At 50.2% G+C, this 20,528-nt stretch carries 20 protein-coding genes; 10 read left to right on the forward strand and 10 right to left on the reverse strand.

From position 1 onward, the window contains the following. Positions 1–26 precede the first annotated feature (26 nt). Positions 27–947: a Rossmann-fold NAD(P)-binding domain-containing protein gene (locus tag B152_RS0100150; protein WP_020590338.1), complete on the reverse strand. Its 921-nt coding sequence runs from the start codon at positions 945–947 to the stop codon at positions 27–29. Between the two features lie 227 nt (positions 948–1,174). Here B152_RS0100150 and B152_RS0100155 point away from each other — a divergent pair, with 227 nt between their 5' ends. Next, complete coding sequence (locus B152_RS0100155) at positions 1,175–1,522, forward strand: winged helix-turn-helix transcriptional regulator (protein ID WP_020590339.1); 348 nt, start codon at positions 1,175–1,177, stop codon at positions 1,520–1,522. Positions 1,523–1,528: 6 nt separating this feature from the next. Here the strand turns inward: B152_RS0100155 and B152_RS0100160 are convergent, their stop codons facing one another. Next, positions 1,529–2,224 carry a DUF2461 domain-containing protein gene (locus B152_RS0100160; RefSeq protein WP_020590340.1) on the reverse strand — a complete coding sequence of 232 codons (696 nt, stop codon included), beginning with the start codon at positions 2,222–2,224 and terminating at the stop codon, positions 1,529–1,531. Between the two features lie 3 nt (positions 2,225–2,227). Beyond that, positions 2,228–2,650 (reverse strand): GFA family protein, encoded by a 423-nt coding sequence (locus tag B152_RS0100165; protein ID WP_026261139.1) that lies wholly within the window; start codon positions 2,648–2,650, stop codon positions 2,228–2,230. 378 nt (positions 2,651–3,028) lie between these two features. Here B152_RS0100165 and B152_RS0100170 point away from each other — a divergent pair, with 378 nt between their 5' ends. Then, complete coding sequence (locus B152_RS0100170) at positions 3,029–3,283, forward strand: DUF1344 domain-containing protein (RefSeq protein WP_020590343.1); 255 nt, start codon at positions 3,029–3,031, stop codon at positions 3,281–3,283. A 67-nt stretch (positions 3,284–3,350) separates the two neighbouring features. Here B152_RS0100170 and B152_RS0100175 read toward each other — a convergent pair whose 3' ends face one another. Next, positions 3,351–3,962 (reverse strand): DUF2062 domain-containing protein, encoded by a 612-nt coding sequence (locus B152_RS0100175; RefSeq protein WP_020590344.1) that lies wholly within the window; start codon positions 3,960–3,962, stop codon positions 3,351–3,353. Between the two features lie 191 nt (positions 3,963–4,153). On the opposite strand from B152_RS0100175, the gene pgsA reads away from it, so the two are divergent. After that, complete coding sequence (pgsA, locus tag B152_RS0100180) at positions 4,154–4,711, forward strand: CDP-diacylglycerol--glycerol-3-phosphate 3-phosphatidyltransferase (RefSeq protein ID WP_020590345.1); 558 nt, start codon at positions 4,154–4,156, stop codon at positions 4,709–4,711. Between the two features lie 34 nt (positions 4,712–4,745). Here pgsA and B152_RS0100185 read toward each other — a convergent pair whose 3' ends face one another. Then, on the reverse strand, positions 4,746–5,711 hold the full coding sequence (locus tag B152_RS0100185) for a LysR family transcriptional regulator (RefSeq protein WP_020590346.1): 966 nt from the start codon (positions 5,709–5,711) through the stop codon (positions 4,746–4,748). A gap of 232 nt (positions 5,712–5,943) precedes the next feature. Between B152_RS0100185 and B152_RS0100190 the strand changes: the two genes are divergently transcribed. Next, the gene (locus B152_RS0100190) at positions 5,944–6,507 is read left to right on the forward strand and encodes a pyridoxamine 5'-phosphate oxidase family protein (RefSeq protein WP_020590347.1); all 564 of its coding nucleotides are present in this window, start codon (positions 5,944–5,946) and stop codon (positions 6,505–6,507) included. Positions 6,508–6,534: 27 nt separating this feature from the next. On the opposite strand, the gene B152_RS0100195 is transcribed toward B152_RS0100190, so the two are convergent. Both B152_RS0100195 and pdxR read right to left on the reverse strand, forming a co-directional pair. Then, positions 6,535–7,323, reverse strand: coding sequence for an HAD family hydrolase (locus tag B152_RS0100195; RefSeq protein WP_020590348.1), 789 nt, complete (start codon positions 7,321–7,323; stop codon positions 6,535–6,537). A gap of 146 nt (positions 7,324–7,469) precedes the next feature. Next, on the reverse strand, positions 7,470–8,960 hold the full coding sequence (gene pdxR, locus B152_RS0100200) for a MocR-like pyridoxine biosynthesis transcription factor PdxR (protein WP_020590349.1): 1,491 nt from the start codon (positions 8,958–8,960) through the stop codon (positions 7,470–7,472). 274 nt (positions 8,961–9,234) lie between these two features. On the opposite strand from pdxR, the gene B152_RS0100205 reads away from it, so the two are divergent. After that, entirely contained in the window at positions 9,235–10,155 is a 921-nt protein-coding gene (locus tag B152_RS0100205) for a DMT family transporter (RefSeq protein WP_020590350.1), read from the forward strand. Positions 10,156–10,194: 39 nt separating this feature from the next. On the opposite strand, the gene B152_RS0100210 is transcribed toward B152_RS0100205, so the two are convergent. Next, positions 10,195–10,473 carry a chorismate mutase gene (locus B152_RS0100210; RefSeq protein WP_020590351.1) on the reverse strand — a complete coding sequence of 93 codons (279 nt, stop codon included), beginning with the start codon at positions 10,471–10,473 and terminating at the stop codon, positions 10,195–10,197. Between the two features lie 68 nt (positions 10,474–10,541). Further along, on the reverse strand, positions 10,542–10,802 hold the full coding sequence (locus tag B152_RS26355; RefSeq protein ID WP_083921752.1) for a DUF1674 domain-containing protein: 261 nt from the start codon (positions 10,800–10,802) through the stop codon (positions 10,542–10,544). 158 nt (positions 10,803–10,960) lie between these two features. Here B152_RS26355 and rsmB point away from each other — a divergent pair, with 158 nt between their 5' ends. Then, positions 10,961–12,340: a 16S rRNA (cytosine(967)-C(5))-methyltransferase RsmB gene (gene rsmB / locus B152_RS0100220; RefSeq protein WP_020590353.1), complete on the forward strand. Its 1,380-nt coding sequence runs from the start codon at positions 10,961–10,963 to the stop codon at positions 12,338–12,340. A 41-nt stretch (positions 12,341–12,381) separates the two neighbouring features. Here the strand turns inward: rsmB and B152_RS24805 are convergent, their stop codons facing one another. Beyond that, a complete protein-coding gene (locus B152_RS24805) occupies positions 12,382–14,577 on the reverse strand; it encodes a methyl-accepting chemotaxis protein (protein WP_020590354.1) in 2,196 nt (731 codons plus the stop codon). A 297-nt stretch (positions 14,578–14,874) separates the two neighbouring features. Between B152_RS24805 and rpe the strand changes: the two genes are divergently transcribed. The 4 genes from rpe (at position 14,875) to B152_RS0100250 (ending at position 20,375) form a co-directional block, all read left to right on the forward strand. Further along, positions 14,875–15,537 (forward strand): ribulose-phosphate 3-epimerase, encoded by a 663-nt coding sequence (gene rpe, locus B152_RS0100235; RefSeq protein ID WP_020590356.1) that lies wholly within the window; start codon positions 14,875–14,877, stop codon positions 15,535–15,537. 10 nt (positions 15,538–15,547) lie between these two features. After that, positions 15,548–17,341 (forward strand): heparinase II/III family protein, encoded by a 1,794-nt coding sequence (locus tag B152_RS21870; RefSeq protein ID WP_020590357.1) that lies wholly within the window; start codon positions 15,548–15,550, stop codon positions 17,339–17,341. 164 nt (positions 17,342–17,505) lie between these two features. Next, positions 17,506–18,372 (forward strand): MraY family glycosyltransferase, encoded by an 867-nt coding sequence (locus B152_RS0100245; protein WP_051082924.1) that lies wholly within the window; start codon positions 17,506–17,508, stop codon positions 18,370–18,372. Positions 18,373–18,437: 65 nt separating this feature from the next. Further along, the gene (locus B152_RS0100250) at positions 18,438–20,375 is read left to right on the forward strand and encodes a polysaccharide biosynthesis protein (RefSeq protein WP_020590359.1); all 1,938 of its coding nucleotides are present in this window, start codon (positions 18,438–18,440) and stop codon (positions 20,373–20,375) included. Positions 20,376–20,528 lie beyond the last annotated feature (153 nt).

A 20,528-nucleotide genomic window follows, 5' to 3' on the forward strand; every position in this document is an offset into this window, starting at 1 on the left:
TCAAAACATCCAGCACAGCAGCGCCTCTAGACCAATCCTTCGTAAATCTTTCGCTCCGGGTCAACCGCGGCGCGCTCGTCTCGCTGTAAAGCCTTCCAGATCTGAAACAGGGCATCCGAAAGGCTGGTTTCACCGGCCAAAGGTATCGCCTGTGGATCGGCGCAAACCAGGCCGCTGTTCAATCCCTGATAATAAATGATCCATTGCTGTGCTGTTTCTGCGGACAGACCCTGATCCTGAAAAATCTGGGACCACTGGTCTTCGGGAAGAGAAATCGCAGCAATATGTTTGCTCAGAACATTGCGAACCGCTTCTGAAATATCGTCAAGGTTGAAAGCCCGGGGACCGTGTAATTCCAGCAACTGCTGCCCGGCTGCCGGGTCAAGGAGCGCGGACAGCAACAAGGACACCACATCCCTGTTTGCCACCATTGGGAAAGCGGGGCCATCAGCCAGGAAAACAGGAAACACCGAATGGCTTTTTGCCATTGTCAGGGCGGGCGCCAGGTTTTCCATCAGGAACGCGATCCTCAGCACCATCAGATCTCTGCAGCGGTCCATGAGTTTCTTTTCGACATCAGAGAAAAAATCGGCCCAACCTGTGGCTTCTCCTGCACCCATGGCAGAAAGGAGTATCACTTCGGGTTTTTCCGGCACATCATCCAGAGCTTCAAACAGAGCCTTGCAATAGTTTTCCCGGTACGTAAAGGAGCCATCATCCCGGCTGAAGGGAGGTAATATAAGCAATAGCCGCTGGACACCATCCAGTGCCTTTATCCAGCTCGCTTTATGTGCGGGATCTCCTTCGTTTACCTCTGCTCCCCGCCCACGCCAGAGATCTCGACAGCTCGCATCCGCCGTCAGAATTCTGACCAATTGGCCTTGCCCGACCAGCTGTTCGGTTACAGAGCGGCCTATCGGGCCTGCAGCATCAGCAATGAGGTACATCCAAATTTTCCTTACAACAATTCGCTCCCTTTATCTCTCTCTCAACAGCTGGGGACAAGCTGCAAAAAAGCCGCAGCCCACAGAAATCGGCAAAGGAGAAATCGGAAAAGGAGAAACCGGAAAAGGAGAAATCGGAAAACCGGGGAAACTCTGTTGCTTTATTTTTGAAAGGGGCTCTGTGATAGACTATGACATCAGGATTAATACCGCTCTGCTAAAGGTCAGTCATGCGCTCCAGTTGTCCCATTTCCCGGTCACTTGATATTCTTGGCGACAGGTGGACCTTGCTTGTCATTCGCGACTTGATGTTTTTCGGCAAAAACCAATATGGGGAATTCCTGGCCTCGCCAGAAGGAATTTCCACCAACATCCTTGCAGATCGACTGAAAAAGCTGGAGCAGGTCGGCATCATCAGCAAAGAAGCCTATCAGCATAACCCGGTTAGATATACCTACTCCCTGACCTCGAAAGGCAAGGATTTACAACCTGCTCTTGCTGCTCTCTTTAGTTGGGGGCTTGAGCATGTGGAAAATTCCATCCCGCCAGACCAATCCCTTCTTAAACTGCAGGATTGATCCCCTCTAACAAGGTACATCAACAGCCTTGCAGAGAAAATGCATCATCGGCATGGCCGCTTGATAAGCCTTCACAACATCCGGCAAAAATTCAGGTTTTTGTGCAGCTTCGGGGGAAGAGCGGTGCATCAGGAATAGCGTTTTGCGTTTCAGATCCTCCAGATGGGGACTGTCAGCGGCAAAGCCCTTGGGCGGTCGGAGCAAACCATCACCGCCAACACCCCCAAACATCTTTTGCAACTGCTTGTCCTCAATGACCCTGCTCCAGGCTTCCGGGCGATCCGCAATGGCCCGACGAATTTTGTATAGTGCATCACTGGGCGGCAACCAGATCCCCGCCCCGTAGAACACTTCATCAGTGGCAAGATGAACATAAAAACCGGGGGCATGGACATCCCGCCCCAGGCCATGACGAAAGTGGCAGGCTGCATGTTCCTTGTAGGGGCGTTTGTCTTTGGAAAAGCGGACATCGCGGTGAATACGGAACATTGATCCCCCATTGCGCCGGGCATCGGCAACAAAATGTGGTGTCAGCCCTGCCAGGGGCTCGACCATGGCCTGAATAAAATCAAGCAAGGGGTCCTGCAGCGTTTCTCGATATCTTTTTTTATGCGCCTGAAACCAGTCCCGCGTATTGTTTTCTTTAAGTTCCTCGAGAAAATCAAACCCGGCTTTCGGAAAGCCGGTAAACCCGGAATTCATCAGTCAACTCCTTCTTGGCGGAAAAGCATCAAACTTGGGGATGCTATCATCCATTGAATCCCAGGGCAGGGCATTTTTGACAAACATATCCGCAGTAGGTTTAAAGCGACTAGGCTCGTCGAGCGTCGCAGCTATAATCAAGGCCAACTCTGGAGAGTTCTCTGATTTCCCATAAATACGGCTGTTGCAACTAGTACAACAAAATGCCCGCATTTTTTTACCGCTACCCCCTATCGTTTCAAAGCAGGTTACTTCCCCTGTCACCGTAAAACTGCTTTCGGGAACAGCCATTATAGAAACATAAGCAGCACCACTCAGCTTCTGGCAATTGCGACAATGGCAGTTCACCTTGAAAGGCGAATCAAGACAACTTGTCTGATATCGGACCTTGCCGCAAAAACATCCTCCTGCCAGGACATCACTCATATTTCTACTCCTCATAGTGAACTTGTTTTAAACAATCACATAAACTTGCAAAATAAAAGTGACTTGAATATGACGAATCAAGATAAGATTTCCCCCCGCAGATCTTGCTGAACGAATCTTGAAACCCCCGTCCGACTGCTGTCTCAAACAGATAAATGCCACAGCTTTGCGGTTTAAGAGGCGCATTTGCCACAGATGCCCAAATACTATGGCAGGCCTGACAAATTACAGCCTTTATTCAGTCACTTACCCTTTTTCTGACACAAAAATGTACAAAGAGGATGCCAAAGTTTGACCAGATCTTGTCCCTTCACTTTGCCCCCTTGCCCACCCTATGTTTTGAGGACAGCAACAACAGAACGATAAAGGAATTATACAATGAATAAATTGCTTCTTGCTTCTTGTGCTCTGGGTTTTCTTGGCGTGGCTTCCCTTGCCAATGCTGCAGAGGTTGCCGGTCGGGTCATGACAACAGATCCGGCTTCCAACACAATTGTAATGGAAGATGGAACCGTGTTGCAGCTGCCAGAAAACCAGACGGTAGAAGGCCTTGCTCCCGGGACCGAGATCATTGTGACCTTTGATGAGCAAGACGGGAAAAACATGGTTACTGGTATCAAACCCGCTTCATAACCACGCGTTTGTAATTAACCATACTGATGACAGGGGCGCGTTTATTCGCGCCCCTGTTTTTTCTTTTTCAGGAAGACGCCCCGTCGATTGTATTAAGCCCCGCCAGGCGTTTTTTTCGGGCTTCGGCATACCGTGTTGCGAGTTTGAAAGACACCCAATAGCCGATAAGCCCTAAACCAATGCTATAGGGAAGAAATCCGACCAAAATTGAAGTTCCAGCCTTTTCCAGCATAAAGTGGAAAACCTCGACCACAGTTCCCCACAAGCCGGACTCAAAAGTCAGATGCTGACCAATGGTTCTGGAGAAGCTTTCAAAGTCCTGTTCCGGATCAAAATCGAGCAGCAACAACCGTCCCGTAACATAATAAAGGTAATAGAGCGGAAGCATCGTCAGAGGGTTAGACAACCAGGACCAGGCCATCGCGATAATAAGGCTGAACTGCCAGTGCAATACATAGCGGCAGACCCACCAGACAACAAAAACCATATAGAGCTGGACACCAACTGTCGGCGTCATACCCAACGCCAGTCCCATCATAACGCCCCGGGCAACAATCTCCGGTTGGTCAACAGACCTGAGTACGGGAATCACGAGACGAAAATAAAGTAACCGAAGCATTCCTGCGCTCGGTTCTTGCTTATTGCGGGCGTGCATCTTGTTCTTGAACCAGGACTTCATCTATTCTTCTATTAACGCCCTCTATAAAATATTAGAATCTCTCAAATAGGAATTGATCATCCTTGTGGCAACATACCGTGACTGTTATAAACCAAAATTATCGTTAGTCCACGGACAAAAATCCACTTTTCCGGGCTGTGACAGACCATCACAGTTCCTTGTGATCATCACATGCAAAGGGTAACGAAAGCATGAATCTACCCAACTGGCTCAGTGTTTTCAGAAGCGGCGCAGGCTTCATTGTCATTTACCTGCTCACCCAGGGTACACAACCCTTTCTGATCACAGCCATTGTGGTGATGATGATTGCCGAAATATCCGATATGGCAGACGGCCACATTGCCCGGCGCTATGGCCAGGTCACCAAGCTCGGAATGATTATCGATCCCATGAGCGACAGTCTTTACCGTGCCATGGTGTTTATCGGTTTTCTCGGAATTGGCTGGATACCCGTCTGGTTTGTCGCGATTATTATCACCCGGGATATCGTGGTTTCCTATCTGCGGATCTTCGCCCAGCAACAGGGCTTTACCATGGCCGCGCGCTCAAGCGGAAAGATCAAGGCCATTGTTCAGGCCTGTGCCCAGGTCTGGACAGTCGGCCTCTACGCCTTGAGCGGATTTTTCAGCCAGTACATGGATATCGTCCAGGTTTCTTTCTGGTTGTTGACAATTGCCACAGCTGTCACTGCCTGGTCAGGCTTCGACTATGCACTGGGCTATGTCAAATCCCTGCGCAAACCAGCCTGATTTATCGCGAGAAGCAGCTAGCAGCCCTGTCGAGTTAAACTGCTTTTTCGCCAACATGCATTTTTTCTATAACCCAGGGTGCAAAACGGGAAATTTCGGGCAAACAGCGTTGTTCCAGAATCTCGCAGGACTTCTTGCTGATCATTTTTTGCAGAGATTCCAGTTCATGACGGCGGGTTGCCAGCATCAGACTACGCGAAAAAGCAGGCCCGGGCAGGGGCTCGCAACGGATTGACGGCAAATGTGTCTTTGCCTGCAAGAGACAAAGCGGCGTTGTAATCGCCCAGCCAATCCCGACAGCAACCATCGCAAGCGTCGCATCTGCCGTATCGAACTCAAACCGGCGCCGCGCCTCAATCCCAAGACGCCGCAGATGTGTCTCGATGTTTATCCCGGTCAGGGATCGCGAGCTGTAACGGACCAGAGGAATATCTTCCGACAGCGCTTTCAGGCTTTCTATTTTTTTTGTGTATCCCACAGGCAAAGCCAGAACAAAGGGTTCGCGCAGCAGACGATGAGAGATAATTCTCTCTTCCGTCTCCACGCTGCCTTCCGTGATCACGACATCCACTTCCCGGGTGAACAGCCGCTTCACATGTAGCTTGGTCAGACCGGACCAGACCGACCACTCCAGCGCCTCATCCATCAGTTCTTTGACCAGATGTGGCCCAACCGTAATCCCGAAGGAGTCAACCATTCCGACATTCAGCCTCGGCAAAGATCTTTGCTGGTGAGCCCGGACCATAAAAGATGTTTCCCGAGCCGTATCAAGTAGGGATTTAGCCCGATCAAACAGGGTACGCCCGGCAGGAGTCAAAGCTGGCGGTCGTACTGCACGATCCATCAGCTTGACGTTCATCTTTTTCTCAAGCCCGCCAACAGCCTGGGAAACGGCTGACTGCGTAATTCCTTTTTGTTGTGATGCAGCTGTCATTCCCCCTGCTTCAACAACCGTAACAAAAACATCCAGCGCACGCAGATCAAGATCGAGATGAGACACTAAAAACTATCCTAGAAATAAAGACCTACTGTCCAGTATCGGCATTCTGTTGGCCATTGGGCTTATCCTGTGAACCCGGAAAAAAGCAGGCTAACCTGATCGCCTGGCCAACAATTAGCAACATTAGTATTACTTATAGTGTCATCAAAGGAAAAAATTTGAAATTGAATCTCTGTTGATTTTTTGTTCCCTAAATGTTCTCATGTGTTTTCATATTTCATGAGGATACATCATGGCAACAACATCTAAATTGCTGGAAACACATCGCTCCTTTATCGAACAGCAACCACTTTTTTTTGTGGCCACTGCTGGTCACAAGGGCCGGGTTAATCTCTCTCCCAAAGGCGTGGACAGCCTGCGTATTATCGATGATACGACAATCATGTGGCTTAATTTGAGTGGAAGTGGCAACGAAACTGCAGCTCACTTGCAGGACCAAAATCGCATGACATTGATGTTTTGTGCCTTTGAGGGCTCAGCCCTGATACTCCGGGTTTATGGACAGGCAAAAATTCTCCACCCCAGAGATTCCGAATGGGAAACGTCATTGGCCGCCTTTCCCGCTATTGCCGGAAGCCGCCAGATCTTCATCATGAATATTGATCTGGTCCAGACTTCCTGCGGCACAGGCGTTCCCGTCATGCAGTTTGTCGAAAGCCGTGCAGAGAAGGAACTCATTCCCTATTACGAAGATATGGGCCCCGAAGGTGTGCAAAAATACTGGAAGAGAAAAAACACCCGAAGTATTGATGGACTACCAACCGGAATATTCGATGATTCCAGAGCCGAAGAGTAAAACCTCTGCCCCGTTGCCCCGGGTTCGTCATCCGATAAGGAGATTTGCCAGCTCGACAAACCCCTGTCCGCTCCGGCTATCGGTGATCCAGGTTGGCTCATCGGATATACGCCCGACAAAATCAGCAACATTCGCCACACCGACCGAATGGGGGAAGCGGGCAAACATCGGGGCATCGTTCGGGGAATCCCCTGCAAAAACAACCTGATCAAGAACATCTTCCAGCTCAAGATTATAGACTTCCCGAAACAGCATTTCTGTCATGGTCAGCTTGTCATAATCACCAAACCAGCCGTTTACATGGATTGAGCTGACCTTTGCCTTGGCTCCCGCTTCATTAAAAAGCTCGACGATCCGGTCAATCTTCTCCTGTGGCAGAGCGGCAACATCTTCGCAGAAATCAACAGCCAGATCAGCAATCCTGTAATCCTGGTCCGAAGCAATTCCACTCCCCGGAACAGCCAGGGGGATTGACTGCCGGAGCTGTTCGATCTTCTCTCGATCAAGCTTCCGTTCAGCCTCCTCTTTCCAGAAACGGCAGGTCATTTTACGATTGCCGTGATCATAGCGAAAATAGAAAGCGCCGTTTTCGCCGACAACAGCATCAACAGGCCACATGCGGGCAATATGATCACACCAGCCAGCAGGTCGCCCCGTAATAGGAATAACATGGAATCCCGCCTTCTGCAGGCGATCCAGCGCCAGATAACTTTCCCCGGTCAAGCGGCCTTCACTGGTGACCGTGTCATCAATATCGGTCAAAACAAAACGAATATTACGACAGACAGACTTGGGAAAATCGTTCAGGGGCTTCATCGCGCATTCCATTCCACTTCACTAGACCGAGTGGTGAGGAAGAAACTGTTCCAGTGAATTTCCCCGCCAGGATTTACTCTACCTAACGTTTACCAGGACAAAAGAAAAGATTTTCCGAAAACCTGAAGGACTACCGGTCCCGTCCTTCATGCTACAGCCTTCTTAAAAATGTCCGCCAACCTTTGGCAGCCCTGTTCGATTTCCTCACGATTACAGGCCCCGTATCCCATCATCAATCCCTGTTGAACATTTTCCGGCACGGCATAGAACAAAGACAGGGGTGAAAGCGAGATCTCCTCTTGGTCGGCGCGTCTGACGATTTCGCGATCGGTCGTTTTTTGCGTAACTTTATCGCTCAGAAATGCTGTCAGATGTAATCCGGCTTCATCGGGCTCAACCTCCAGATACTCCGGTAAAAAATGCCTGATATTCTCGAGCATGCAAATCTGCCGCTCAGCATAAAGACGACGCATCCGGCGGATATGGGCCGAGAAATGACCTTCAGCCATAAAATCAGCAAGTGCAGGCTGTGCCAGCAAGGAAGAGCGATCGTCCAGCAGGGCTCTGGCTGCGGCCACTGAATCAACCAGATCCTCGGGCACAACCACATACCCCAGACGCAACACATGAAACAGGACCTTGGAAAAAGAACCGAGATAAACCACCCTGCCCGCCTGCCCGCCCCTTTGCAAACGTTCAGCTTCCAGTCCTTGCAAAGAAGACAGGGGATTCCCTGAAAAACGAAATTCACTGTCATAGTCGTCTTCCAGCACCCAGGAATCATTTTCCATCGCCCAATCAAGCAATTCCAGACGACGGCGCAAAGACATCACGACCCCGAGCGGATATTGGTGGGAGGGCGAGACCACCGCCATTCGGGCCGAGGGGGCCAGGCGTCGGCCTTCTTTAACTGAAAGCCCCTCTGCATCCACAGGCACGGGGACTGTTGTAACTCCCGCAGAGTGAAGAGGCCCTCGCAACCCCGGATAGCCCGGTTCTTCAAACCAGACCTGATCCCCGGAATCAAGCAGAACCCTCGCCATGAGATCAACCGCCTGTTGGGACCCGGATGTAATCATAATCTGCCGCCAGTCACACTGCAGTCCCCGCGCGGCTCTTAGGTGATCGGCAATCGTCTTGCGCAGGGGCGCATAACCACAGGGATCAGGGTTGCGCAAAACATCATCTTTGGGATAGCGCCAGGTTCGCGCCAGAGACCGCGCCCAAAGTGGAAAGGGAAAGGAATCAAGGTCGGTCATGCCCGGGGCAAAAACCCGGTGACTCCGGTGCACCCTTTTTTCCATGGCCGCAAGTTCTAGCCCGCGCTTTGACAAACCACGGCCAGATCTCACTCCCCCTGTCTGCTCCTTTTCCCCTAGTACCTGGGTAATAGTTCCCAGATCTTCAGGCAACACCCCGGAAACAAAGGTTCCCGAGCCTGTTTGCCCCTCCAGATACCCTTCAGCAAACAAAAGGTCAAAAGCGCCCAAAACCGTATTCCTGGAACAGGAAAGCTCCTTGGCCAGAAAACGGGTTGAAGGCAAGCGCTCTCCTGGCAGAAGACGCCCCTTGAGCACCAGATCCCTGATCTGGACATAGAGTTGCCGCTGAAGAGGCAGGACATCCTCTTTTACCAAACTGATTTCCAGTAAAGGTGTATTGGGTGATCTCGGAGAGTTGGGCAAAATCAGGCTGGCTCCTAAATTTTGAAAAATACAAGAGTATATTGGTACCAATTTTTCATGAACCCGCTTTCACCGCAACGATGAAAAGTTGTCAAAAAATCCGTTGTAAAATTGAACCCGAACAATTTTTCGTTCCGAATATCGTTACTGCAAATTTCCTTTGCTGCTGTTATGCAAGAAGGGTCTCTCCAGTTTATCCAGCCGGCCAACGCCAACAGGAAAATAAATGCCCCAGCAAACCAACGGGTCTTCCGGCCTCCTCGCCACCCTCGCTCCTGGCAGCTTTGTCATTCTCTGGAGCTCAGGCTTTGTTTTCGCAAAAATGGCGTTGCCCTATGCCGAGACCATGACATTGCTGGCAACCCGTTTCCTCATTGCCGTGGCTCTTATGCTGATTATTTCCCTGATTTGGAAAGCCCGCTGGCCCAAGAGCATGACACAGGCTTTACATATCGCTATCGCGGGCATTCTGCTTCATGCAACTTACCTCGGGGGCGTCTTCGCAGCCATTGAACGAGGGCTTGAAGCCGGTGTTGCCGCCCTGATTGTTGGTATTCAACCTCTGCTGGTCGCTTTTGTCGCCGGACTATTTCTCAAGGAAAAGGTAACACTCAAACAGTGGGCCGGACTGGTCCTGGGCGTCAGTGGTGTGGTTCTCGTGGTCTGGTCCAAACTGGAAGACGGTCTGGGCACCGAACTCGGTGTCGCCATCGCCGTTATCGCCCTGATCGGCATTTCTATCGGAACTGTATATCAAAAACGTTTCTGTGGCGAAATGGATCTGAGGACAGGCGCTGTCATTCAGTATACGGCGGCAGCAGTCCCCACCGGTGTTTTAGCCTATTTCACGGAGACCATGGTCATCAACTGGACCGGAGAAATGATTTTTGCCATGGCATGGCTGGTCATTGTCCTGTCTGTCGGGGCCATCAGCCTGCTGTATCTTCTGATCCGCAAAGGCGCAGCTTCTAAAGTCTCAAGCCTGTTTTTTCTTGTGCCTCCCACAGCATCCCTGATGGCCTGGATACTTTATGACGAGGTTTTCCAGTCCACAGCCCTTATCGGTATGGTCATGACAGTACTGGGTGTTGCCTTGGTTAACCTGAAGCCGATCAAACGCTTTGGGCTGCGCAGTCGCCCTGGTTAAGAAAAAAACTCTGGTCGGGAGGTCTTTCGGCACAAAAGCCTAACGCTTGCCCATAAGCCGATCTTCAAGCTCGCAGGATTCGTTGATGATCAGCGTATAAAGACGTCGCACAAATTCGGGATCAACACCTTTTAACTTCCCTGTCTCTGCATTGCGCTCCCGGACTTCATCAACCCGGTCCTGAAGCACGGCAGGCACACCGTGCTGGCTCTTGAGTTGAGCCACTTCGCGAATAACCTGGAAGCGCTGGGAAAAGAGTTCCATGATCTGGTCATCAAGATCATCAATCCGTCGGCGATAAGGGGCTAGAAGCTCCATAAAGAAAGTAACTCCGGTACTTAGAATCTGGTCTTTACAATTTGGCCCGCGGTGAAATTATCAGACACCTAGAAATCCACACAAATTCCCTTGCGTTCCCAATCACCGTATCGTGTCGGTTCCAGTCCTTGCGGACCACCGATCTCTTTTTTCTGCTCCAGGCCTTCCATCAGCTCCTTTTCGCGCTGAAGTCTGGCTTCAAGAGCACGCTCGAGATCTTTAGCGATAATCTTCTTGCGATTGGCAACAACGGGGGTTTCCTCCAAAGAGGAAGAAGTAACCACCGGGCTCTTTCCTCCCGGTTTATGTGCCGTAAATGTTCTCGTCATACCTATTCATATGGCATGTAAAAAGTCACAAGCCAAGCCCCGTTCGAAAAACAATTCCAGAGACAAAACGCCTTCAAAAACACAGAAAACCAGCTTTGCATGGCACCCGCGCTGAAAAATCGCTTTTCTCCTTTGCCAGACGTGATAAACCGTAGCTTATGACAGAAAACAGCAAAAAATCTTCCAAGAGCCGTTCTGGCGGCAAAGCAAGTTCAGGTCGGGAGTCTTCTCCCCGACGGCCTGCAAACCCGCGCCAACTGGTTTTACTTCTCCTGAAAAGTATTCTCCGGGAACAGCAGACTCTTGATGAGGCCCTGAGCAACAACCTGGCAGCCTTTGAGGCGATGGAAAAACGGGATCGCGCCTTTACCCGTTTGCTGATCTCGACGTTGATGCGACGCTTGGGGCAGATCGATAAAGCCATCAATGCCTGTATGAGCCGCAAGCTCCCGGCCAAGATGATCGATGTACGTGATATCTTGCGTCTTGGCGCGGCTCAGTTGCTGTTCCTCGACACACCGCCACACGCCGCAGTCAGTACATCCCTTGATCTTGCCCGTGGCCCGCGTCTGGCCGGACACAAACCCTTGATGAACGCCGTATTAAGGCGGATTTCTCGGGAGGCAGAAGAACTGTTGGCCGAAATGGATGACAGTCGCGACAACATGCCAAAGTGGATGTGGGAAAAATGGAACAAGATCTATGGTGAGGAGACCACCCGCGCCATCGCTCTTGCCCACCTGGAAGAGCCACCGCTTGATCTGAACGTCAAATCTGCTCCTGAACAGTGGGCAGAAAAGCTTGGCGGTACTGTCACCTCAGGTAATTCGATTCGCCTGCCGCAAGGATCCGGGGATCCAAGCCAGCTGCCCGGTTTCAACGATGGTGAGTGGTGGGTTCAGGATTTTGCGGCAAGTTTGCCAGCTCTGCTTCTCGGCCCTGTAAAAAATCTGAAAGTTGCAGATATCTGTGCTGCGCCGGGCGGGAAAACCGCTGAGCTTGCCGCAGCAGGCGCAAACATAACTGCTGTTGATATTTCTGCCAAGCGGCTGAAGCGGTTGAGAGAAAATATCAAACGCCTGAATCTCGACGTAGAAATTTTGACAACAGACGCAACAACCTGGCAGGTAGAGCAGCCTTTTGATGCTGTCTTGCTTGATGCTCCCTGTTCTGCCACAGGTACCTTGCGCAAGCACCCGGAGCTGGGACGGATCAAACGCCAGGCTGATGTCCACCAGCTTTCCGAGATTCAGAGCAAGCTGCTGGAAAACACACTTTCCCTGGTGAAGCCCGGCGGTCTTATCGTCTACGCGACCTGCTCGCTGGAACCGGAAGAAGGGGTAGAGCAGATAGAAAAGCTTCTTGCGGAAAATCCAACACTGGTCGAGCGACTGCCCATCAAAGCGGGGGACCTGGGTCCTGAACCCTGGCTTGCATCCCTTGTAACGCCTGAAGGTGACCTGCGTTGTCTCCCCTGTCACCAAAAAGAAGAAGGCGGCATAGATGGCTTTTACGCCTGCCGCCTCAAGAGGATATAGGAGTTTCGATAACCCTTGGATAAAAACCTCTGGATACCGGGCTATGCTGCCCGGATACCCTGGATAAAGGCCTCAACATTCTTGCGCATTTCTTCCGAATGGCGCGCAAGTTCATTGGAAGCTTCAAGAACCTGCTGGGATGAATGCCCTGTCTGAGACGAGGCCTCACTCACACCCTGCATGTTCGAGGTCACTTCAGAAGTCCCCGCAGAGGCTTCCTGAACATTTCTGGAAATTTCCTGTGTTGCCGATCCCTGCTCTTCAATAGCAGTAGAGATTGAGTTGGAAATGTCATTCATCGCCGCAATTGTTTTCCCGATGGCTTCAATCGCAGCAACAGCTGACTTGGTAACTTCCTGCATCTCATTAACCTGACCACTGATCTCATCAGTTGCCTTGGCTGTCTGATTGGCAAGATTTTTCACCTCACTGGCAACAACAGCAAAGCCTTTGCCTGCTTCGCCAGCCCGGGCCGCTTCAATTGTCGCGTTCAGAGCCAGAAGATTGGTCTGTTCGGCAATATCAGAAATAAGCCCGACAACCTCACCAATCCGGTTAGAAGCCTGCTCAAGCCCCCTGATTGTTGCAATGTTTGCATCCGCTTTGGAGACAGCATCACGGGCAATCTGGCTGGACTCTCCAACCTGACGGTTAATTTCTTCAATAGAGCAGCTGAGCTCCTCTGCTGCAGCTGCAACAGTCTGAACGTTAACCGATGCCTCTTCAGCAGCGGCAGCAACGGTATTGGACCGCATGGCTGTATCTTGGGCAATAGACGACATCTCGCCAGAAGTATTTTTCATCTGGGAAGCCGCCGAACCAACCTGCGTCAGGATATCATTGCTATCTTTTTCAAAAGCAGCAACCAGCTGCTCAATACGTTTTGTCCGTTCTTCGCGCAATGAAACCATCTCCAGTTCCTTTGCTGCCATTTCATCCTGTCTGATCGCATTTTCCTTAAAGGTTTGCAGAGCAGAGGCCATATCGCCGATTTCATCACTCCGGTCCCGGCCAGAAACCTCGAAGGTTTTGTCGCCATCAGCAAGTTTCAGCATTTCATTGGTCGATTGCTGGATAGGACGGACGATTGACCGGGCGAAATACCAGCCCAACAAAGCTACAAGAACCAGAACAGCAAGTCCTATCAAGACAATATAGATGGCAGCTTCATGTGAAGATTCCAACACTTCCTCTTCATCAATCTCGGCCATCATGGCCCAGCGTACACCCTGAAAATTCAGCGGTACATAAGCCGACTCAACAGGAACACCACGGTAATCAGGGGTTGTTTTAACACCACTTTTCCCGTCAAGGGCTAACCGAACAGTCTCGGTATCAACCTTTGTTTTGAGGATGGTAGGCTCTTTTGATAACCTGGAATCACTGCGCATCAGGTAATCTTGACCAACAACATAGGTTTCCCCGCTGCGGCCCATACCAGTGCTCAACTGCAGAATACTGTTGATACGGTCGATAGGCATCTGAAAGACCAGTGCGCCCTGAAAACCGTTAGAGGTGATGATCGGTGTCGCCATGAAGCTTGCTGGCGCTCCATAGCTTGGACTGTAAGGCGCAAAATCGATAAAGGTTATATGCCCAGCCTGTTTACTGGCTTGTGCCCCTTTGAACGCTTCAGCCAAACCTGTATCTTTATATAGTCCTGTCAGCAGGTTGGTAGCATAATCCAGTTCCTTGAAAACCGTATAGACAACGTTCCCTTCGGCATCGACCAGAAAGATATCGTAATAACCACGACCATCCAGCATCTGACGGAACCACGGATGAAACCTTTTGTGTTCAATATGATAAGCATCATCAAGTGCAGGTCCGTCAAAGAGATGCTTTTCGCCAAGCTTTTCTTTATTCCCGACCGCATTGGTTTCGGTTGTACCGCTTTCGTTAATATAAACCCCCTGCAGGGATTTTAGCGGATCGCTATGTAGTCTTTTTTCATCCCGAAACCCAAGGGCCAGATTAGACAAAGCATTATGAACGTAACCATTGGCCGCTGTGATTGTGATATCTTCTTCAATCGACTGAAGATATTGTGACAAGGATGCCGTTCTTGCCTCTGCACGGGCAAGCAACGTTTGTTGTTGCTGGTCTAAAAGATTGCTGGATGTGTTTATTACAGAAAACACCCCGACAGAAACAACTGACAATATCGCAATAACCACAAAGAGTATTGGCAGTTTTTGCGCTATTTTTAAATTAGAAACCATACCGGATCTCTTCATCGAAAGGTCCTCCTACAGCCCTATTTCTTTTGATTTTCTGGCTTAAAGTATAATTTTATCTAAAAAATCAAAAAAACACTCTCATTTACATACCATCGTATGCTGAAACATTTAATTCTTGCTTAACGCCTCGTTTCACAATTCAGAAAAGAAGATTTCCACGCTTGGTCAACTGCAGGGAAGCAATGTCAGCCATACAACCATCATCTTGCGAAAAACAGGTGTTGCTGTTACCAAAGTCAAAGAACATTTCTTTCATTTTTGGCTGACAGGCCCCAGACAGAACGAAGCAGGAAAATGCAAAAACCCATCCGCATAGCTCCCTCAATACTCGCTGCTGATTTTTCCCAGCTCGGCACGGAAATACAGCGTCTTGATCAAGCTGGCGCTGATTACATTCATGTGGACATCATGGATGGTCATTTTGTTCCGAACATTTCATTCGGGCCGGCGATTACCAAGTCTGTCCGTTCAGCCACAGACAAACCTTTTGATGTGCATTTGATGATTTCACCTGTGGATCTCTACATTGAAGCATTTGTCGACGCAGGCGCCGATATCATCACCATTCACCCTGAAGCTGGCCCACATTTTCATCGCACCATTCAGCTGATAAAATCTCTGGGTATTAAAGCTGGTCTGGCTCTCAATCCAGGAACCCCGATTGATATTGTGGACCATGTCATAGAAGACCTTGACCTTTTGCTTGTCATGTCTGTGAACCCGGGATTTGGTGGACAGAGCTTCATTCCTGGTGCGCTCGATAAAATTTCGTCCCTGAGGCAGAAAATTNATGCGACAGGAAAAGATATCGATCTGGAAGTTGATGGTGGTATTAATTTTGAAACAGCGCCTCAAGCCATTGCCGCCGGGGCAGATCTGCTCGTCGCCGGAACCGCAACCTTCAAAGGTGGTCCAGATCACTACGCTGCCAACATACTCAAAATGAAGGGCCAGTAAGAGTACACAGATGGAAGGGCACAGCCAGTCCCAATCACCAGAAAATACCAGGGTTTCAGATCGGTGGGTTCGGGGGAAGACGAACCTGAGTGAACGTTTGTCTGCCTTTTTCAGACTACCGGGCCCTCTTGCTCTTGCCAGAATTCGTTTCAAATTAAAATATCTCTACTACATCAGCCCCCTGTTCTCGCTACAGGTAATGCGACGGCCGATCACCAGTCTCATCTTCGCCCCCTCAGACCCGTGGCTAGGCAACACAACACGAGGACGAAACATCCTTGCCGGACAGATGGAACTGGCAGGGCAGATTATCCACAACCCCGCCCCTCTCTGGAACCCTCTTGGCGCCGAACAGGAGTTCGTCAAGGAACTACATTGTTTTGGGTGGCTGCGTGACCTGCGTGCTGTTGCTGGCGATCAGGCAAGAAGATCCGCCCGCCAGATGGTCACCCTCTGGATAGAAGACAACAGCAGCTGGAGACCCCTTTCCTGGGAGCCTTCCATGACAGGATGCCGTCTTTACAACTGGCTTGGTCACTATGAATTTTTTGGCAGCTCGGCCGATATAGAAGTTCGACAAAGATTATTGGAATCCGTCGCCCAACAGGCCCGATACCTTTTCAACTGTCTCCCTGCTGGTCTGACTGGCGTCGAACTGATCAGAGCGATAAAAGGCCTTCTCTATGCTGGCACCTGCCTGCCTGCCGGGGAACCTTGGCTTCAGCGAGCCTTGAGACTTCTGGTCAGAGAATTACCATGCCAGATTTTGCCTGATGGTGGACACATACAGCGCAGCCCGCATATCCATCTCGAAGTTTTGCGTCATCTGATCGATATTCGAGCCACGCTGCATGCTTCGGGCAGGGAAGTTCCAGGTTACATAATCACCGCAATTGAGAGCATGTCGCCGGTCCTGCGCCTCTTCCTTCACGGGGACGGGGGACTTTGTCTGTTCAACGACTCAAACGAAGATCATGGCTGGCAGATCGATATGGTGTTGCAAAGAGCGGAAGGCAGAAAGCAACCCCTTATGTCCGCCCCGCAAAGTGGTTTTCAACGCATTCAGTCAGGTCGAATACTTCTGATCGCAGATGCGGGTGCTCCCCCTCCGCCCGGCCTTGATCTCAGCGCTCATGCAGGCACGCTCAGCTTCGAGATGTCGATTGGACGTGAACGCCTGATCAGCAATTGTGGTGTCCAGCGCCATCATCCGCAATGGCGTTGGGCACCAAGAGCAACAGCAGCTCATTCAACAGCAACCCTGTCGGAAACAAACTCGGCTTATCTGACCCCGAGCAACGGTCTGGCGCGCCGCCCCCATAACGTGACCTGCAGACGAGACGAACGCTCTGGCGAAGTCTCTCTGGATATGAGCCATGACGGCTATCTGGAAAAATTTGGGCTTGTTCACTATCGACAGATCACAGTCCTGGCGAAGGGTGAAGGGCTTGTCGGTATTGATACCTTTTCTCCACCCAGTTCAAAGACACAAGCCGATAAAGTCAACTTTTCTGTCCGCTTTCACCTACACCCGGATGTCCAGGCATCCCTGATCAATGGTGCTGATGCCATTTTGCTACGCCTGCAAAAGGGGGGAGGATGGCAGATTACCTGTCAGGGAGCGCATCTTTCACTCGAACCCAGCATATACCTCGGCAAAGCTGGTGATATCAGAAGAAGCCAACAGGTTATCATGAGCGGTGTAACAACCAGTAATGAAACAAAAGTTGACTGGAACCTGCTCAGAGTCACCAACAAAAAAACAGATGACGAACCTGACCAAAGCAACCTGTGGGACCTGTAAATTCTGTGCTTGATCTTCTAACAATTTTTGCCCTTTTCTGCCTTGCTTCCTGCCTTGCCACGGGCCTGTTACGCAAATTTTTACTGCGCAAAGGTGTCCTTGATACGCCAAATGAACGAAGCAGTCACACAATCCCGACTCCCAGAGGAGGAGGAATTGCGCTAATGGCCGTTCTGCTTACCGGTTGGCTGGGCTATGGACTTTCCGCAAACGAAATCCTACCAGGTTTTTGGCAGATCATGACAGGAAGTCTGGCTCTGATGGCGATTTCATGGTTTGACGATTTAAAAAACTTATCCGCAAAAACGCGCCTCGTGATACAGGTTCTCGCGGTGGTTCTGGGGTTTTGGGGCCTGCATCGTGCGGGATTGACCGTTCAGTTGTTTCACGGATATATCCCCCTTTGGCTCGATCACCTGATCTTGGGTCTTGCCTGGATCTGGTTGATCAATCTATACAACTTCATGGATGGGATCGACGGAATTTCGGGTATCCAGACGATCTCGATAACCTTTGGTTTAATTTGCTTGGCCTGGCAACTCCCCCTCCCCTCGGACTTCCAGTTTTTGCCCCTTATCGTTATGGCTTCGACAGCAGGCTTTCTGATCTGGAACTGGGAACCTGCCTCGATTTTTCTGGGCGATGTCGGTTCAATTCCTTTGGGGTACATTCTCGGCTGGTTTTTCCTGTTGTTAATCTCCCAGGGACTCTGGGCGGCCGCGTTTATCCTGCCGCTTTATTACCTCTGCGATGCGACCTTCACCTTGATAAAGCGTCTGCTTAAAAAGCAAAAAATCTGGCAAGCTCACCGGGAACACTGTTATCAAAAGGCAGTCCAAAACGGCGCCAGCCATAAACAGGTCGCCCTGGTGATTCTGGGCTGTAATATCGGTTTGCTTGGAATCGCTGTATGGTTCAGTCAGAACCACCCCTGGCCAAGCCTGGCTTCAGCACTCATTCTGGTAAGCCTGACTATGATTGTTCTTCTTCGAAAACAGAGCATAAAGGTCTCTGGTAAACCAAAGCCGTAACCATTATTGTGCCTCACAGAGAGGCATAAAAACTATATCAGGCTGTGTAAAAGGAAAATACACCAATGAGGCTTCAGGCCACTCCCCGTTTCAAGTCTCTGGTGGCTTTCGTCCATGATTTGATCATGGTCGCGGTTTCTTTTGCCCTGGCTCTGGCTCTTCGCACCGATGTCACACATCCTGTTTTGCTTCCTTCGAACGATCTCCTTCCGGCCTGGGGCTTCTTTATCGTTGTCGGTGCTTTTTCCTTTTGGTTGCTTGGCTTTTACAAAGGGATCTGGCGTTACGCCTCAATGAACGATCTGTTCAATATCATCAAGGCGGCAACTCTGATCATGTTGATCTTTGTTCCTGTATTGTTTTTCTGGAACAGGCTGGAGGACATTCCACGCAGTTCGCTGATCATTAACTGGTTTATCCTGATTTTCCTGCTTGGCGCCCCCCGAATGCTCTACCGCATTTGGAAGGATCAGGGTTTTCGCCGGATAATGGAAAAAAACAGCCACCTAAGAATACCTGTCTTTCTGATTGGTGCCGATGATCTCGCTGAAGCTTTTGTTCGTCACATCAGCCGTGCCCCCGGGAGCCTTTACGAGGTAGTTGGCATTCTGGACCCCAGCGGAAAAGAAACAGGACGTCGAATACATGACATTCCTGTTACTGGACCGCTCGACAAACTTGAAGCTGCACTGAAGATCTGCAGCACAACTGACAGGGCGCCACAAAGGCTCGTCATATCAACAGTGTTAGAACGTAAAGCGATGCAATTTATCAATGCAATCGCTGAAAAACAGGCCCTGATACTGGACCGATTACCAAACCCCACCGAATTTAAAAGCAGCAATGGCGAAAATGTTGAAGTACGGCCGATTGCTATTGAAGATCTCCTGGGCCGCAAACAGGCCACTTTAGATCGGCAGGGAATGCGAGGCCTCATTTCAAATCGCAGAGTATTAATTACAGGTTGTGGTGGTTCAATCGGCTCAGAATTGGCCCGACAAATTGCTTCTTTTGGCCCAGCACACCTGATCTTGCTCGATAGTTCTGAATATAATCTCTATTCGATTGATTTAGAAATTGATGAAAACTTCCCAAATTTAAAAAGAGATGCTGTCATCGGCGACGTCCGTGATCGTACCCGACTTGACCAGGTCTTTGAGCGTTTCAAACCTGAACTGGTCTTCCATGCCGCCGCCTTAAAACATGTTCCCCTTGTTGAAGCTAACCCTGTTGAAGGTGTCCATACCAACACATTGGGCACCCGAAATACAGCTGATGCCTGTCGCAAGGCAGGCGTTAAGATAATGGTGTTGATTTCGACAGACAAGGCGATCAACCCTCCTAATGTTATGGGAGCAAGCAAGCGGTTGGCAGAAAGCTATTGCCAGGCACTCGATATCGCCGGGAGAGATGAAGGCAAAACCCGGTTTGTCACAGTACGTTTTGGTAATGTCCTCGGTTCGACCGGATCTGTGGTGCCACTCTTCGAACGCCAGTTACGGGCTGGTGGTCCACTTACAGTTACTCATCCTGAAATCACCCGCTATTTTATGACAATCCGGGAAGCTGTTGAACTCGTCTTGCAAACCATGACCCTCGGCGCGGAGCTTGGCAGCCACGATGCAGGGAAAATTTATGTTCTGGACATGGGAGAACCGGTAAAAATTGCTGATCTGGCCAAACAGGTAATCCGGCTGGGAGGATTTGAACCCGAACGAGATATAAAAATCGAATACACGGGTTTAAGACCGGGTGAGAAGCTATACGAAGAGCTCTTTCATGAAAGCGAACCTCTCCTCGCAACTAACCATAACAGCCTCAAACTGGCTTCACCCAGAACAGCCGATCTTGAATTTATGATACAGAACCTTGATCACCTTTCCCAATTGATCCAGCAAAGAAATCGCCCTGAGGTGATTGCTCAGTTGCGTCGTTTGGTTCCAGAGTATAATGGCCAACAACCCCAAGACAGAGATCTCGAAGCAGCTGTTTCTCATCAATGAGATTATAGCAGTCTTCTCGAGAATCGCTGCATTGCATCATCCGGCACTTCAGGTTATTAGTGGCGCGCCATTCGAAAAATCGGCCAACCGGGCGTTCTTCCTTGTCAAAAGATACAGGGAGCCGCCCCACCTCCTGCTCCGGCGGGCAACCGG

This window comes from Kiloniella laminariae DSM 19542 (genome assembly GCF_000374005.1).
Lineage (GTDB): Bacteria > Pseudomonadota > Alphaproteobacteria > Kiloniellales > Kiloniellaceae > Kiloniella > Kiloniella laminariae.